This is a genomic window from Mycolicibacterium arcueilense (assembly GCF_058536225.1).
The window spans coordinates 101,103-115,781 of the sequence record NZ_JBZTYL010000022.1; the positions used below are offsets into that span (position 1 = coordinate 101,103).

The 14,679-nt window shown below is 67.0% G+C and carries 13 protein-coding genes; 7 read left to right on the top strand and 6 right to left on the bottom strand.

What is annotated here, in order from left to right; all coding sequences use genetic code 11:
* Positions 1 to 40 precede the first annotated feature (40 nt).
* The 6 genes from AC4LGL_RS21575 to AC4LGL_RS21600 all read left to right on the top strand — a co-directional run bounded on the left by AC4LGL_RS21575 (position 41) and on the right by AC4LGL_RS21600 (position 9,146).
* The gene (locus tag AC4LGL_RS21575; RefSeq protein WP_491840549.1) at positions 41 to 1,558 is read left to right on the top strand and encodes an alpha/beta hydrolase; all 1,518 of its coding nucleotides are present in this window, start codon (positions 41 to 43) and stop codon (positions 1,556 to 1,558) included.
* Positions 1,559 to 1,646: 88 nt separating this feature from the next.
* The gene (locus tag AC4LGL_RS21580) at positions 1,647 to 3,173 is read left to right on the top strand and encodes an alpha/beta hydrolase (RefSeq protein WP_491840550.1); all 1,527 of its coding nucleotides are present in this window, start codon (positions 1,647 to 1,649) and stop codon (positions 3,171 to 3,173) included.
* A 52-nt stretch (positions 3,174 to 3,225) separates the two neighbouring features.
* The gene (gene glnA, locus AC4LGL_RS21585; RefSeq protein ID WP_036449413.1) at positions 3,226 to 4,566 is read left to right on the top strand and encodes a type I glutamate--ammonia ligase; all 1,341 of its coding nucleotides are present in this window, start codon (positions 3,226 to 3,228) and stop codon (positions 4,564 to 4,566) included.
* Positions 4,567 to 4,575: 9 nt separating this feature from the next.
* Positions 4,576 to 7,575 carry a bifunctional [glutamine synthetase] adenylyltransferase/[glutamine synthetase]-adenylyl-L-tyrosine phosphorylase gene (locus AC4LGL_RS21590; RefSeq protein WP_491840551.1) on the top strand — a complete coding sequence of 1,000 codons (3,000 nt, stop codon included), beginning with the start codon at positions 4,576 to 4,578 and terminating at the stop codon, positions 7,573 to 7,575.
* An 87-nt stretch (positions 7,576 to 7,662) separates the two neighbouring features.
* Positions 7,663 to 8,292: a PaaI family thioesterase gene (locus tag AC4LGL_RS21595; protein ID WP_491840552.1), complete on the top strand. Its 630-nt coding sequence runs from the start codon at positions 7,663 to 7,665 to the stop codon at positions 8,290 to 8,292.
* Entirely contained in the window at positions 8,289 to 9,146 is an 858-nt protein-coding gene (locus tag AC4LGL_RS21600; RefSeq protein WP_491840553.1) for a TIGR03619 family F420-dependent LLM class oxidoreductase, read from the top strand. Before AC4LGL_RS21595 ends, AC4LGL_RS21600 begins: the two co-directional genes overlap by 4 nt.
* Here the strand turns inward: AC4LGL_RS21600 and AC4LGL_RS21605 are convergent.
* The 3 genes from AC4LGL_RS21605 to glnA (AC4LGL_RS21615) all read right to left on the bottom strand — a co-directional run bounded on the left by AC4LGL_RS21605 (position 9,143) and on the right by glnA (AC4LGL_RS21615) (position 11,655).
* Positions 9,143 to 9,562, bottom strand: a complete 420-nt coding sequence (locus AC4LGL_RS21605) for a DoxX family protein (RefSeq protein ID WP_491840554.1) — start codon at positions 9,560 to 9,562, stop codon at positions 9,143 to 9,145. The genes AC4LGL_RS21600 and AC4LGL_RS21605 overlap by 4 nt on opposite strands.
* A 32-nt stretch (positions 9,563 to 9,594) precedes the next feature.
* Entirely contained in the window at positions 9,595 to 10,026 is a 432-nt protein-coding gene (dtd, locus tag AC4LGL_RS21610) for a D-aminoacyl-tRNA deacylase (protein WP_491840555.1), read from the bottom strand.
* A gap of 192 nt (positions 10,027 to 10,218) precedes the next feature.
* Positions 10,219 to 11,655: a type I glutamate--ammonia ligase gene (glnA, locus tag AC4LGL_RS21615; protein ID WP_491840556.1), complete on the bottom strand. Its 1,437-nt coding sequence runs from the start codon at positions 11,653 to 11,655 to the stop codon at positions 10,219 to 10,221.
* Positions 11,656 to 11,811: 156 nt separating this feature from the next.
* Between glnA (AC4LGL_RS21615) and AC4LGL_RS21620 the strand changes: the two genes are divergently transcribed.
* Positions 11,812 to 12,288 (top strand): RDD family protein, encoded by a 477-nt coding sequence (locus tag AC4LGL_RS21620; protein ID WP_491840557.1) that lies wholly within the window; start codon positions 11,812 to 11,814, stop codon positions 12,286 to 12,288.
* Between the two features lie 2 nt (positions 12,289 to 12,290).
* Here AC4LGL_RS21620 and AC4LGL_RS21625 read toward each other — a convergent pair whose 3' ends face one another.
* The 3 genes from AC4LGL_RS21625 to lipB are packed head-to-tail and all read right to left on the bottom strand — an operon-like array spanning position 12,291 to position 14,674.
* Entirely contained in the window at positions 12,291 to 13,043 is a 753-nt protein-coding gene (locus AC4LGL_RS21625; RefSeq protein ID WP_491840558.1) for a DUF4191 domain-containing protein, read from the bottom strand.
* Between the two features lie 4 nt (positions 13,044 to 13,047).
* Entirely contained in the window at positions 13,048 to 13,992 is a 945-nt protein-coding gene (gene lipA / locus AC4LGL_RS21630; RefSeq protein ID WP_491840559.1) for a lipoyl synthase, read from the bottom strand.
* Positions 13,993 to 13,996: 4 nt separating this feature from the next.
* Positions 13,997 to 14,674 carry a lipoyl(octanoyl) transferase LipB gene (gene lipB / locus AC4LGL_RS21635; RefSeq protein WP_491840560.1) on the bottom strand — a complete coding sequence of 226 codons (678 nt, stop codon included), beginning with the start codon at positions 14,672 to 14,674 and terminating at the stop codon, positions 13,997 to 13,999.
* Between the last annotated feature and the right edge of the window lie 5 nt (positions 14,675 to 14,679).

A 14,679-nucleotide genomic window follows, 5' to 3' on the forward strand; every position in this document is an offset into this window, starting at 1 on the left:
CGGCCTGCGGCGATGTCGTGTCATGGCAGCATGGTCAGCCATGAAGTTCAGGATGAGGTTCGGCGCGCTGCTGGCGATGACGGCGGTGGCCGCGGCGGGCTGCACCCAGGTGGTCGACGGCCAGGCCAAGATCGCCGTTCCGCGGCCCGGCACGCCGGTGCAATGGCTGCCGTGCAACGCCGGCTCCGGGGACCACGTGCAGATCCCCGACAACGCCGAATGCGGGATGCTGTCGGTGCCGGTCGACTACTCGAAACCTGACGGCGACGTCGCCCGCCTGGCGATGATCCGATTCCCTGCCGCGGGCCAGAAGATCGGCTCGCTGGTGATCAACCCCGGCGGCCCCGGCGAATCCGGCGTGGAATCGGCCGTCTCCCTGCTGTCGGGCCTGCCGCAGTCGGTCAAGGACCGCTTCGACATCGTCGGGTTCGATCCGCGCGGTGTCGGATCCTCCACACCTGCGGTGTGGTGCAACTCCGACGAGGACAACGACCGGTTGCGTGCCGATCCGACGGTGGAATACACCCCCGAGGGCGTCGAGCACCTGGAGAACGAGACCAAGAAGTTCGTTCAGCGCTGCGTCGACAAGATGGGCAAGGAGTTCCTGGAGAACGTCGGCACCGAGAACGTCGCCAAGGATCTGGATGCCATCCGCGCGGCCCTCGGTGACGACAAGCTGACCTACCTCGGCTACTCGTACGGCACCCGCATCGGCGCCACCTACGCCGAGCAGTTCCCGCAGAAGGTCCGCGCGATGATCCTCGACGGTGCCGTCGACCCCAATGCCGATCCGGTGGAAGAGGACATCCGCCAGGCCGCGGCGTTCCAGAAGGCCTTCGACAACTACGCCACGGACTGCACCACCAAGAACCCCGACTGCCCGCTGGGCACCGATCCGGCCAAGGCCGTCGAGGTGTACAAGAGCCTGATCGACCCGCTGGTGGAGCACCCCGCCAAGACCCGCGATCAGCGCGGGCTGGGCTACAGCGACGCCACCGTCGGCACCATCCTGCCGCTGTACTCGCCGAATCTGTGGCGGCACCTCACCGAGGGCCTGACCGGACTCAAGAACGGTAACGGGGATGTCATGCTGGCGTTGGCAGACCTCTACATGGGTCGAGATGCCAAGGGCCACTACAACAATTCGACCGACGTCCGCGTCGCGGTCAACTGCGTGGACAAGCCCGCGATCACCGACCGGGCCACCGTCGTCGAAGAGGACCGGCGGGCCCGTGAGGTGGCCCCGTTCATGAGCTATGGCGAGTTCACCGGACATGCGCCCATGGGCACCTGCGCGTTCTGGCCGGTACCGCCTACCAGCAAGCCGCACGAGATCTCGGTGAAGGGCCTGCCTCCGACCCTGGTGGTTTCGACCACCAACGACCCGGCGACGCCATACCAGGCGGGCGTCGACCTGGCCCGCCAACTCGGCGGCACCCTGGTGACCTTCGAGGGCACCCAGCACACGGTGGTGTTCCAGGGCAACAAGTGCATCGACGACATCGCCGCGACCTACCTCGTCGACGTGACGGTGCCCCCGCCCGGAACCCGTTGCTGACCGGTCCGACCGTCAAGGTCACCGGTTGGTCTCCGGCCGATCTCTGGTCGGCCTCAGGCGCAGACCCGGCGGTGGCCGCCGTGCGACCATGACTGCCGTGTGGTGGGCGGGCAGGCGGGCGGCGAGAGCTCTTGCGGTGACTCTGCTCAGCGCATCCGCGGTGGTGTGCCCGGTCGCCGTCCCCGTCGCGGCTGCTGCGCCGGAATCCGGGCCGGAGTGGGGAAGTTGCGCTCAATGGGTGCAAGATCCGGCACGGATTCCGATGGCGCAGTGCAGCACGGTCGCTGTTCCGATCGATTGGAATTCCCCGGACCCCCAAGGCGCACAAGCACAATTGGCCGTCATCCGGATTCCGGCCAGTGGTGAGCGGATCGGCTCCCTGTTCATCAACCCGGGCGGCCCCGGTGCCTCGGCGGTGGACACCGTCGCCGGCATGGGTGCCGCGCTGGCCGGCTCCCCACTCACCGATCATTTCGATCTGGTCGGCTTCGATCCGCGCGGCGTCGGGCATTCCACCCCGGAACTGCGCTGCCGAACCGACTCCGAGATCGACGCCTACCGCCGCGAGCCGATGGCCGATTACAGCCCGGCCGGGGTCGCCCACATCGAAGACGTCTACCGCCAGTTCGCGCAGCAATGCCTCGACCGCATGGGCGCACCGTTCCTGGCCAATGTCGGCACCGCCTCCGCCGTGCGGGACATGGATGCGGTGCGGGCCGCGCTGGGGGAGGAACAGATCAACTATCTGGGCTTCTCCTACGGCACCGAACTGGGCGGCGCGTACGCCGAACAGTTCGGGAACCGGGTGCGCACGATGGTGCTCGACGGCGCGATCGACCCGAGCCTGGATCCGATCACCAAGAACGTCCGCCAGCTCGCCGGCTTCCAGAAGGCGTTCGACACCTACGCTGCGGAATGCGCGACGTCAGCCGACTGTCCTCTGGGCACCGACCCTGCCCAGTTCGTCAGCCGGTACCAACGGCTCGTGGATCCACTGGTGACGACGCCACACCCCACTGCGGACCCGCGTGGACTCGGCTACGCCGACGCGATCACCGGCACCGGCAACGCCCTGTACTCGGCGCGATACTGGCCGTACCTGACGAGCGGGCTGCTCGGATTGACGCGCGGCACCGACGCGGGTGATCTGCTGTTGCTCGCCGACGACTACTGGCGCCGCGACGAAGCCGGGCACTACCAGAACATGCAGGACGCATTCACCGCGATTCGGTGCGTCGACACGCCGTTCCCCACCGACCCGGCGGTGTGGGCCGACGCGGATCAACGGACCCGTGCTGCCGCCCCGTTCATGTCCTACGGCCAGTTCACCGGATACGCGCCGCGCGACATCTGCGCGCTGTGGCCGGTGCCCGCGACGTCGTCACCGCACCCAGTCACCGGGCCCGGACCGGGCAAGGTCGTGGTGGTGTCCACCACCGGCGACCCGGCCACGCCGTATCAGGCCGGGGTGGAACTGGCCCGGCAAATGGACGCGGCGCTCATCTCGTTCACGGGCACCCAACACACCGTGGTGTTCAACGGGAACGCGTGCGTCGACACCGCGGTACTGAACTTCTTCGTCACCCAGGGCTCTCCCGGCGACCTCTCCTGCTAACTCCTTGCAGGCCCGTAACACAGAATTAACAGCCGATGCCTACGCTGCGCTCATGGACCGCCAGAAGGAATTCGTGCTGCGCACCCTGGAGGAACGCGATATCCGGTTCGTTCGGTTGTGGTTCACCGACGTCCTCGGCTACCTCAAATCGGTAGCGATCGCGCCCGCCGAACTCGAAGGTGCCTTCGAAGAGGGCATCGGTTTCGACGGCTCTTCGATCGAGGGCTTCGCCCGTGTCTCGGAGTCCGACACCGTGGCACGGCCTGATCCGTCCACCTTCCAGGTACTGCCCTGGACCACCAGCGCCGGCAAGCACTACTCGGCGCGCATGTTCTGCGACATCACCATGCCGGACGGCTCACCGTCGTGGGCAGACTCGCGGCACGTGCTGCGCCGGCAGCTCGCCAAGGCCAGCGACCTGGGCTTCACCTGCTACGTACACCCCGAGATCGAGTTCTTCCTGCTGCAACCCGGCCCGGACGACGGGTCAGTGCCGGTGCCGGCCGACAACAGCGGCTACTTCGACCAGGCCGTGCACGATTCGGCCCCCAACTTCCGCCGCCACGCCATCGAGGCGCTGGAGCAGATGGGCATCTCGGTGGAGTTCAGCCACCACGAGGGCGCGCCCGGCCAGCAGGAGATCGACCTGCGCTACGCCGACGCGTTGTCCATGGCCGACAACGTGATGACCTTCCGCTACCTGGTCAAGGAGGTCGCCCTGGCCGACGGCGTGCGGGCGTCGTTCATGCCGAAGCCGTTCGGCGAGCACCCCGGCTCGGCGATGCACACACACATGAGCCTGTTCGAAGGCGACACCAACGCCTTCCACAGCCCCGACGACCCGCTGCAGCTGTCCGACGTGGCCAAGTCCTTCATCGCAGGCATCCTTGAGCACGCCAGCGAGATCAGCGCCGTCACCAACCAGTGGGTGAACTCCTACAAGCGCCTGGTTCACGGCGGTGAAGCCCCGACCGCGGCCTCGTGGGGCGCGGCCAACCGCTCAGCGCTGGTGCGCGTTCCGATGTACACCCCGCGCAAGGCGTCGTCGCGGCGCGTCGAGGTCCGCAGCCCGGACTCGGCATGCAACCCGTACCTGACGTTCGCGGTCCTGCTCGCCGCCGGTCTGCGCGGTGTGGAGAAGGGGTACGTGCTGGGCCCGCAGGCCGAGGACAACGTCTGGAGCCTGACACCCGAAGAACGGCGCGCCATGGGCTACCGCGAGCTGCCGTCCAGCCTGGGCAACGCGCTGGAGGCCATGGAGAACTCCGAGCTCGTCGCGGAAGCGTTGGGGGAGCACGTATTCGACTACTTCCTGCGCAACAAGCGCGCAGAGTGGGAGAACTACCGCAGCCATGTCACGCCCTACGAGCTGAAGAACTACCTGTCGCTGTAACGTCGGGGGATGGCCAAGCCTGCAACCGATCGCCCGAAACTGCCCAGCGTCGGTCGGCTCGGTCTGGTGCATCCCCAGGCAGCGGCCCACTTGGAACAGCTCGGCTGGAACACCGAGTCGCACGTCGAACTGCTGTGGTCGCTGTCGCGTGCACCGGACGCCGACGTCGCGCTGCTGGCAATGATCCGGTTGACCGATGCGCTCGGCGCCGACGCCGACGAACTCAACCGCCGGCTCCTGACCGACAAGGCGCTGCGGGGCCGGCTGTTCGGGGTACTCGGCTCCTCGCTGGCTCTCGGTGATCACCTCGTCGCCCATCCGCAATCGTGGCGGTTGTTGGCCGGTGCGGTCGACCTCCCCGGTGCCGATGAGTTGCACAGCGTGTTCACCGCTGCGGCCAGGTCAGCCGAGATCGACAGGGGCACAAGCAGTGCCGTGCCCGCGCTGCGGGATCTCTACCGGGACCGGTTGCTGGTCCTGGGTGCGCTCGACGTCGCCTCTACCGTCGAGAACGAGCCGGTGCTGCCCTTCGTCGAGGTGGCCGCCCACCTGTCCGACCTGGCCGATGCCGCGCTGAGCGCCGCGCTGACGGTGGCCACCCGCGTCGTGTGCGAAGACGGCGTGCAGCCCCGGCTGGCGGTCGTCGCCATGGGCAAATGCGGAGCGCGCGAACTGAATTACGTCAGTGACGTCGACGTCATCTTCGTCGGGGAATCGGTCGCGGACGGCGACGGCGACGACAACCTGGCCACCGCGACCCGGGTGGCCGGCGAGATGATGCAGTTCGCCGCCGATGCGTTCTTCGAGGTCGACGCCGCGTTGCGCCCCGAAGGTAAACGCGGACAACTGGTCCGCACGCTGGAATCCCATGTCGCCTACTACCAGCGCTGGGCGAAAACCTGGGAATTCCAGGCCCTGCTCAAGGCGCGTCCCGCCGCAGGCGACGCCGAACTGGGCAAGGCCTACATCGAGGCACTGATGCCGATGGTGTGGACCGCGTGCGAGCGTGAGGATTTCGTTCCCGAGGTCCAGGCCATGCGCCGCCGCGTCGAGGAGCTCGTCCCGGCCGGAGTGCGGGCCCGCGAGATCAAGCTCGGCACCGGCGGCCTGCGCGACGTCGAATTCGCCGTCCAGCTCCTGCAATTGGTGCACGGCCGCACTGACGACTCACTGCATGTGGCGTCCACCGTCGACGCGCTGGCGGCGCTCGGCGAGGGCGGTTACATCGGCCGCGACGACACCGCCAACATGACTGCCTCCTACGAATTTCTGCGGCTGCTCGAGCACCGACTGCAGCTGCAGCGGCTCAAACGCACCCACATGCTGCCCGACGACAGCGACGTAGAGGCGTACCGATGGCTGGCCCGTGCGGCGCACGTGCGCCCCGACGGCCGGCACGACGCCCAGGGCGTGCTGCGCGAGGAACTCAAGCGGCAGAGCATGCGGGTGTCGCGACTGCACGCCAAGCTCTTCTACCAGCCTCTGCTCGAAACAGTGGGCCAGCCGGCGTTGGGCATCGGTGCCGGCATGAGCACCGAGGCGGCCGAACGTCAGCTTGCCGCACTGGGTTACGAGGGGCCGCAGAGTGCATTGACCCACCTGGCCGCGCTCACCGGCCAGAACGGGCGTCGGGGCACAGTGCAGCAGGTGCTGCTGCCGACCCTGTTGGACTGGCTGTCGGACACCCCCGACCCGGACGCGGGCCTGCTGGCCTACCGCCGCATCAGCGAGGAACTGTCCGAGCAGCGCTGGTACCTGTCGACCCTGCGCGACGAGGGCGCGGTGGCCAAGCGGTTGATGCGGGTGCTGGGCACCTCGGCCTACATCCCCGAACTGCTGATGCGCGCCCCCGAGGTGATCCAGTTGTACGCCGACGGGCCCAACGGGCCCAAACTGCTCGACGGCGATCCCGACAGCGTGGCCCGCGCCCTGGTGGCCTCGGCCGGTCGGCACCCTGACCCGGTACGCGGCATCGCCGCCGCCCGCACCCTGCGCCGTCGCGAACTGGCCCGGATCGCCTCCGCGGACGTGCTGGGCCTGCTCGACGTGACCGACGTGTGCAAGGCCCTGACTTCGGTATGGGTCGCCGTGTTGCAGGCCGCACTCGACGCGGTGATCCGGGCCAACACACCCGAATCCGGCGCGCCCGCACGCATCGCCGTGATCGGGATGGGCCGCCTCGGTGGCGGCGAACTCGGATACGGTTCCGACGCCGACGTGATGTTCGTGTGCGATCCGAACACCGGCGTCGAAGACTCAGCGGCGGTGCGCTGGTCGGTGAGCATCGCCGAACAGGTCAGGGCACTGCTGGGGACACCGAGTGCGGACCCGCCGTTGGAGGTCGACACCGGGCTGCGCCCGGAGGGCCGTAACGGGCCCCTCGTGCGCACGCTGGCGTCATACGCGACCTATTACGAGCAGTGGGCGCAGGCGTGGGAGATCCAGGCCCTGCTGCGCGCTCACCGGGTGGCCGGTGATCTGGAGCTCGGCGAACGTTTTCTGCTCATCGCCGACAAGACGCGTTACCCCGCCGGTGGGGTGTCGGCCGAAGCCGTCCAGGAGATTCGCCGGATCAAGGCACGCGTGGACGCCGAACGGCTGCCCCGCGGCGCGGACCCCAACACCCACACCAAGCTGGGCCGTGGCGGACTGGCCGACATCGAGTGGACCGTGCAGCTGCTTCAGCTGCGCTACGCCCACAACCTGCCTGCGCTGCACAACACTTCGACCCTGCAGACCCTCGATGCGATCGGTGCGGCCGAACTGGTCGCCGAGAGTGACGTCGAGCTGTTGCGCGAGGCCTGGCTGACGGCCACGCGGGCGCGCAACGCCCTGGTCTTGGTGCGCGGCAAGCCCACCGATCAGCTGCCCGGGCCGGGCCGTCAGCTCAACGCGGTCGCGTTGGCGGCGGGGTGGGGCAGCGACGACGGCGGGGAGTTCCTGGACAACTATCTGAGGGTGACGCGGCGGGCGAAGGGTGTGGTCCGCAAAATTTTCGGCGGGGAGTAGCCGCCAGGGCTTAACTGGCCCCCGCGTGCAGGACGTCCCAGTGGCTGGTGTTAATAAGGGCATATAACCAATTCACTGGGAGTCCGGATGAAGCACACGTTCGACGTCATCAGCGCGGCCGAGCACGAACGGCTCGAAGCGCTCTACGAACCCTTTGCCCGGGCGATGCGCGAACTCGTCGACGCCGGCGTGCGCACCCAGGTGGACCCGCAATCCATCACCGAGGCCACCGCGGCCGTCGAGGCCGTCACCGCCTCGCTGCGCCGCGAACAGCGCGACGGGCCACACGCCTTGCTTCATGCCGAGACCAACCGCCCGGTGGTGTGGGCCAACCCGGTCGTCGGACTGCGCAACGCACTGGCCCCGCCGCTCGTGATCGAGCATGCCGAGGACGGCAGCTGCTGGAGTGAATTCGTGCTGGGCGCCGCCTATGAGGGGCCGCTGGGCTGGGTACACGGCGGCATCTGTGCGCTGGTGCTCGACCACATTCTCGGCGAGGTGGCCAGTGGGGGACTGAACGAGCCGCGCTACACGGGCACCATCACGTGCCGGTACAACCGCGGCACTCCGCTGGGGCCGCTGCGCGCCGAGGCCTACATCGACCGGACCGAAGGTGTCAAAACCTTTGCGCGGGGCCACATCAGCGATGGTGACGGGATCACCGTCGAGGCGGAAGGCATCTTCATCACGCCGGCGTGGGCACGGGACGCCGGATGAAGTTCTACGTAAGCATGGCCTTCATGGACACCCGGGAGGCCGTCGAAGTGGCCAGGGCCGCAGACGATCTCGGGTACGACGGCATGGGTATCCCGGATCACGTGGTGAACCTGGAGACGCTGTCCACACCGTATCCGTACACCAAGGACGGCAAGAGGCGCTGGGAGGCGTTCACCGACTGGCCGGACCCATGGGTGATGATCGGGGCGCTGGCGCTCGTCACCACCAGGTGCAAGTTCGTCACCACCGTCTACCTGCCCGCGATGCGTGACCCGTACTCCGCCGCGAAAGCCATCGGCACCGCGGCCTATCTGGCCGACGGGCGGCTGGAACTCGGCATCGGCGTCGGCTGGTGCGAGGAGGAATTCGAGCTGCTGGGCCAGCAGTTCGCACGACGCGGCAAGCGCACCGACGAGATGCTCGAGCTGATGAAGAAGCTGTGGCAGCCCGGCTGGACTGAGTTCGACGGCGAGTTCTATTCCACACCGCGTCTCGAGATGGAGCCCACGCCGCCGCGGATCCCGATCTACGTCGGCGGTCTGTCCGACATCGCGCTGCGCCGGGCAGCGCGCCACGACGGCTGGATCGGCGATCTGATCTCCACCGATGACGCCCTGCAGCGGGTCGATCGGTTGCGCGAGGTGCGCGCCGAAAATGGTTTGACGATGGATGATTTCACCATCATCACACCGCTGACCGACGCATTCACCCCCGAGCACTACGCGCGTGCGGAGGCCGGTGGGATTCAGGGCATCATCACCATGCCGTGGATGTTCTACTCCGGGCCTTCGGCGACCCTGGCCGAGAAGATCGACGGGATGAAGCGGTTCCGCAAGGACCTCGCGCTGGACTAGGCGGCAAGCCGCTTGCGGCGCGTGGCGTCCAACGCGTAAGCGCCACCACCGATCGCGGCGAGCAGCAGGAAGCCGAAGCAGTACAGCACGGCGAGTTCGCCGCCGTTTTCGATCGGCCACAGGCCGTTGGGCTGATGCTGGGTGAAGTAGGCGAACGCCATCTCGCCGGAGGCGATGAAGGCCGCGATGCGGGTGAACAAGCCCGCCATGATCATCAGGCCGAGCACCAGCTCGATGACGCCGGCGTACCAGTACGGCCAGGTGCCGACCGGGGTGGCGCCACTACCGGAATCGACTGGCCAGGCAAATAGTTTCGATGCCCCGTGGATGGTGTAGAGGAGGCCGAACACGACACGGAACAAACTGATGACGGCGGGCGAAAGCGAGCCGAGTCGGGTGTCCAGATTGGTCGTCATAGGCAGACAATACGCTTACCAGGACAGGAAACTCACAGCTCGAGCAGCACCGTTACCGGTCCGTCATTGACTAGTTCCACCTTCATATGAGCCCCGAAAACTCCTGTTTGCACAACCGCACCCAACTTCTTGAGTGCGTCCGCGAATTCCGCCACCAGAGGTTCAGCAACGGCACCGGGTGCGGCCGCGTTCCAGGACGGGCGCCTGCCTTTGTCGGTGTTGGCGTACAGCGTGAACTGGCTGATCACCAGGATGGGTGCGGCAACGTCCGCCGCGGACTTCTCACCGTCGAGAATCCGCAATTGCCAGAGCTTTTCGGCCATCCGCCGGGCCTTGGTGGCGTCATCGTCATGGGTCGCCCCGACCAGGGCGACCAGCCCCTGCGGGTTCGGCGCGATCGAGCCGACGATTTCGCCGTCGACCGCAACACTCGCCGATGTCACCCGCTGCACCAGAACCCGCATCGGTCCATTGTGCGGGCAGGGACCGCCGTTTCTACGCCTGGGTCGTGCTCATCGAACATCGACGACCCGGGAGTGGAAATCGACGTGACTGATCACGGTCTGTGGATACGGAAAGGCCGGGCGACACCCGAATCGGATGTGCCCGGCCTGGCCGTTCTACTGCGACTTACACGTCGCGTCGGCGGTGCCGACTTACACGTCGTAGTAGAGCGAGAACTCGTAGGGGTGAGGCCGGATCTGGATCGGCATGATCTCGTTCTCCCGCTTGTAGGAGATCCAGGTCTCGATCAGGTCCTCGGTGAACACGCCGCCCTCGGTGAGGTACTCGTGATCTTCTTCGAGCCTGTCGATGACCGCGGCCAGCGAGGTCGGGGCCTGCGGGATGTTGGCGGCCTCGTCCGGCGGCAGCTCGTAGAGGTCCTTGTCGACCGGGGCCAGCGGCTCCATCTTCTTCTTGATGCCGTCGATGCCGGCCATCAGCATGGCTGCGAATGCCAGGTACGGGTTACCCGAGCTGTCCGGGCAGCGGAACTCGAGGCGCTTGGCCTTCGGGTTGTTGCCGGTGATCGGGATACGGACGCAGGCCGAGCGGTTGCGCTGGCTGTAGACCAGGTTGATCGGAGCCTCGTAGCCCGGCACCAGACGCTTGTAGGAGTTGACCGTCGGGTTGGTGAACGCCAGCAGCGACGGGGCATGGTGCAGGATGCCGCCGATGTAGTGGCGGGCCAGGTCGGACAGCCCCGCGTAGCCGGACTCGTCGTGGAACAGCGGCTTGCCGTCTTTCCACAGCGACTGGTGGGCGTGCATGCCGGAACCGTTGTCACCGAACAGCGGCTTGGGCATGAATGTGACGGTCTTGCCGTTCTGCCACGCGGTGTTCTTGATGATGTACTTGAACAGCTGCACGTCGTCGGCCGCGTGAAGCAGCGTGTTGAACTTGTAGTTGATCTCGGCCTGACCGGCGGTACCCACCTCGTGGTGGCCGCGCTCCAGGGTGAACCCGGCGTTGATCAGGTTGGTCGACATCTCGTCGCGCAGGTCGACGTAGTGGTCGTACGGCGCCACGGGGAAGTAGCCACCCTTGGGGCGGACCTTGTAACCGAGGTTGGGACGGCCGTCGGCCTCGGAGGGCTCGCCGGTGTTCCACCATGCCGACTCGGAATCCACCTCGTAGAAGGTGCCGTTCATGCGGGAGTCGAAGCTCACCGAGTCGAAGATGTAGAACTCGGCCTCGGCACCGAAGAAACAGGTATCGGCGATACCCGTGCTGGCCAGGTAGTTCTCCGCCTTGCGGGCCACGTTGCGCGGGTCACGCGAGTAGGCCTCGCGGGTGAACGGGTCGTGCACGAAGAAGCTCAGGTTCAGCGTCTTGGCGGCGCGGAAGGGATCGATGCGGGCGGTGTCGGGGTCCGGCAGCAGCATCATGTCGGATTCGTGGATCGACTGGAATCCGCGGACCGACGAGCCGTCGAACGCGAGGCCGTCCTCGAATACGCTCTCGTCGAACGCCGACGCCGGGATCGAGAAGTGCTGGACGACGCCTGGCAGATCGCAGAAGCGAATGTCGACGTACTCGACGTTCTCGTCCTTGATCAGCTTGAAGATGTCGTCGGACGTCTTTTCTGCCACTTCAGTGTTCTCCTTTACTGGTAACCCGCGGGTTGACGCTAAGGACACGATGTTGCGCAGTCGTCAACCATATGTTGCGCGCAAGTTACGCGATGACCGTTCTCTGTGACATGAGCTACTCGCCGCAACGAAACCGGCCACGCCTATTCTGGCCCTATGGCGCGCACGATGGGAACTTGGCTGTCCGGACCTTCCTCCGAACCCGCCAGTGGATATCCGGGCGAGCGGCTCGGACTGCCCCAGCAGGGGTCCGGGTCGATCGCCCGATTCGGCCGGCGCGTCGGTGCCATTCTGGCCGACTGGCTGATCTCGCTGGGCCTGACGGCGGTGCTGGCAGTGTCCTTCGGGCTGATGAGTCGCGACGAACTGCTGTACTCGATGGATTTCCGGAACATCGCACTGCTGGTGTGGTTGGTGATCGGGGTCGCCGCCGTGCGCTTGTTCGGCTTCACCCCGGGCCAGTACCTGCTGGGTCTGGCGGTGATCCCACTCGACGGTCGCGACCACGTCGGGTTGGGCCGGGCGCTCACCCGCAACCTGTTGATCGTGCTGGTCATCCCGGCGCTGTTCACCGACGAGGACCATCGAGGTCTCCACGACCTGGCATCGAAGACCGCGGTGGTGCGGCGCTGAACCTAGCGCCGACGCACCGTGCGCTGCACGCCACGCATCTTCGCGCCGGCGGGCATCGGACCCTTGGGCATGCCGGCCGGACCGGCCTTGGTGCCCAGTGCAGCGAGCCGGGACTCGATCGAGTCCATCTGTTTGACGGTGATGTTGGCCGGCAGCTTGTTCAGGTGGCGCTCCAGCTTGGATAGCGGCACCTCGCCCTCACCGTTGCCGACCACGATGTCGTAGATCGGGATCTCGCCGACCAGGCGGGCGGTGCGCTTCTTCTCCTGCGCCAGCAGCGGCTTGACCCGGGTGGCCGAACCCTCACCGACGAAGATCACACCCGGACGACCGATCACCCGGTGCACTGCGTCGAAGTGACCCGTCGCGGCGACACCCGGGGTGACCCGCCACTTGCCACGCAGGTTGTCGAGCGCCCAGGCCGCGGCACCCGTCTGGCCCTCGGCCTTCTTGTACACCGACTTCTGGGCCCGGCGGCCGAAGATGATGAACGCGACGAGCGCGCCCAGCACCACACCGAGCGGCACCATCGTGTACATGGTGAACCCGCCGATGAGCAGGCCGGCGACCACAGCGGCGGCCACGATCAGCACGAACGCGCCGATCATGTACGGCAGCAGGCGCTTGTCCTCTTTGCGCTGGATCTGGAATGCCTGCCACAGCTGACTGCGCCGCTGTTTCGAGGCCGCCTTACGGGCAGCCTTCGCCTCGGCCTTTGCCGCCTTCGTTTCTGCGGCAGTGCGGGTTTTCGCCATTACTTCAGGATACGGGGGGGTGATCCGCGAACCGAACCCGCGCGGCCTGGGCATAGAGTCGGCCCGCGCGGTAGGACGAACGGACCAGTGGTCCGGCCAGCACACCGGCGAATCCCAGGCCCTCGGCATAGCTCGACAATTCGACGAACTCGTCGGGATGGACCCAGCGTTCGACCGGGTGGTGACGCGGTGACGGCCGCAGGTACTGGGTGATCGTGACGATGTCGCAGCCCGCATCGTGCAGGTCGTTAAGGGCCTCGCGCACTTCCTCGGAGGTCTCGCCCATCCCGAGGATCAGGTTCGATTTGGTGACCAGACCGAAGTCGCGGGCGGAGGTGATGACCGCAAGGCTGCGGTCGTAGCGGAACGCCGGCCGAATGCGCTTGAAGATGCGCGGCACCGTTTCGACGTTGTGCGCGAACACTTCTGGGCGCGACTCGAAAACCTCTTGAAGCTGTGCGGGCTCACCGTTGAAGTCCGGGGCCAACAACTCCACGCCGGTGTTCGGGTTCAGCGCATGGATCTGACGGACCGTCTCCGCGTACAGCCACGCCCCGCCGTCGGGCAGGTCATCGCGGGCCACCCCGGTCACCGTGGAGTACTTCAGCCCCATCGCCTGCACACTCTCGGCGACCCGGCGCGGCTCGTCGCGGTCCAGCTCGGCCGGCTTGCCGGTATCGATCTGGCAGAAGTCACAGCGGCGGGTGCACTGCTCGCCGCCGATCAGGAACGTGGCTTCCCGGTCCTCCCAGCATTCGAAGATGTTGGGGCAGCCGGCCTCCTCGCACACCGTGTGCAGGCCTTCGCGGCGAACCAGGCCCTTGAGCTCGGTGTACTCCGGACCCATCTTGGCCCTGGTCTTGATCCACGGTGGCTTGCGTTCGATGGGCGTCTGCGCGTTCCGCACTTCCAGACGCAGCAGCTTCCGACCTTCAGGCACCACAGTCACTGGTTCATCCTACGTTCAGCGCTACTTCCAGGCGTCCGTCGAGCGCGTCGGACACGGCCGCGGCGACGCGGCCGGTGACGTCCTCGACGGTGATGCGACGGCCGAGTTCCGCCGTCAGCGATGTCACGCCGGCATCCGCGATCCCGCACGGCACGATCGACGAGAACGCCGACAGATCGCAGTCACAGTTCAGCGCGAACCCGTGCAGCGTCGTGGCCCGGGACACCCGGATGCCGATCGCGCCGACCTTGCGGGCCGGCCGCAGCCCATCGCCGGGAACCCACACCCCGGACCGTCCCTCGACCCGGCCCGCCTGCAGACCGAGATCCGCGCACACGCTGATGAGTGCTTCCTCAAGGCGCCGAACGAAATTCACGACGTCGAGCGGCTCGGTCAGGCCGATGATGGGGTAGCCCACCAACTGTCCGGGCCCGTGCCAGGTGATCTTGCCACCGCGGTCCGTGTCGACGACGGGAGTGCCGTCCACCGGGCGTTCGTGCGGCTCGGTCCGCTTGCCGGCGGTGTAGACCGCAGGGTGCTGCAGCAGCAGCAGAGTGTCGGGCCCACCGGCCACCCTGGCATCGGCGATCTCGCGCTGTAGTTCCCAGGCGGCTTCGTAATCGACCGTCCCCAGCTGCCGCACCGCCACCGGTGTCGGCGCCGAGCGGATGGATGCTGCCATGATCG

What these genes read in the sequence shown, in the direction of transcription:
- AC4LGL_RS21575 (WP_491840549.1), top strand. Translation starts at nt 41, where the DNA reads ATGAAGTTCAGGATGAGGTTCGGCGCGCTGCTGGCGATGACGGCGGTG.
- AC4LGL_RS21580 (WP_491840550.1), top strand. Translation starts at nt 1,647, where the DNA reads ATGACTGCCGTGTGGTGGGCGGGCAGGCGGGCGGCGAGAGCTCTTGCG.
- glnA (WP_036449413.1), top strand. Translation starts at nt 3,226, where the DNA reads ATGGACCGCCAGAAGGAATTCGTGCTGCGCACCCTGGAGGAACGCGAT.
- AC4LGL_RS21590 (WP_491840551.1), top strand. Translation starts at nt 4,576, where the DNA reads ATGGCCAAGCCTGCAACCGATCGCCCGAAACTGCCCAGCGTCGGTCGG.
- AC4LGL_RS21595 (WP_491840552.1), top strand. Translation starts at nt 7,663, where the DNA reads ATGAAGCACACGTTCGACGTCATCAGCGCGGCCGAGCACGAACGGCTC.
- AC4LGL_RS21600 (WP_491840553.1), top strand. Translation starts at nt 8,289, where the DNA reads ATGAAGTTCTACGTAAGCATGGCCTTCATGGACACCCGGGAGGCCGTC.
- AC4LGL_RS21605 (WP_491840554.1), bottom strand. Translation starts at nt 9,562, where the DNA reads ATGACGACCAATCTGGACACCCGACTCGGCTCGCTTTCGCCCGCCGTC.
- dtd (WP_491840555.1), bottom strand. Translation starts at nt 10,026, where the DNA reads ATGCGGGTTCTGGTGCAGCGGGTGACATCGGCGAGTGTTGCGGTCGAC.
- AC4LGL_RS21620 (WP_491840557.1), top strand. Translation starts at nt 11,812, where the DNA reads ATGGCGCGCACGATGGGAACTTGGCTGTCCGGACCTTCCTCCGAACCC.
- AC4LGL_RS21625 (WP_491840558.1), bottom strand. Translation starts at nt 13,043, where the DNA reads ATGGCGAAAACCCGCACTGCCGCAGAAACGAAGGCGGCAAAGGCCGAG.
- lipB (WP_491840560.1), bottom strand. Translation starts at nt 14,674, where the DNA reads ATGGCAGCATCCATCCGCTCGGCGCCGACACCGGTGGCGGTGCGGCAG.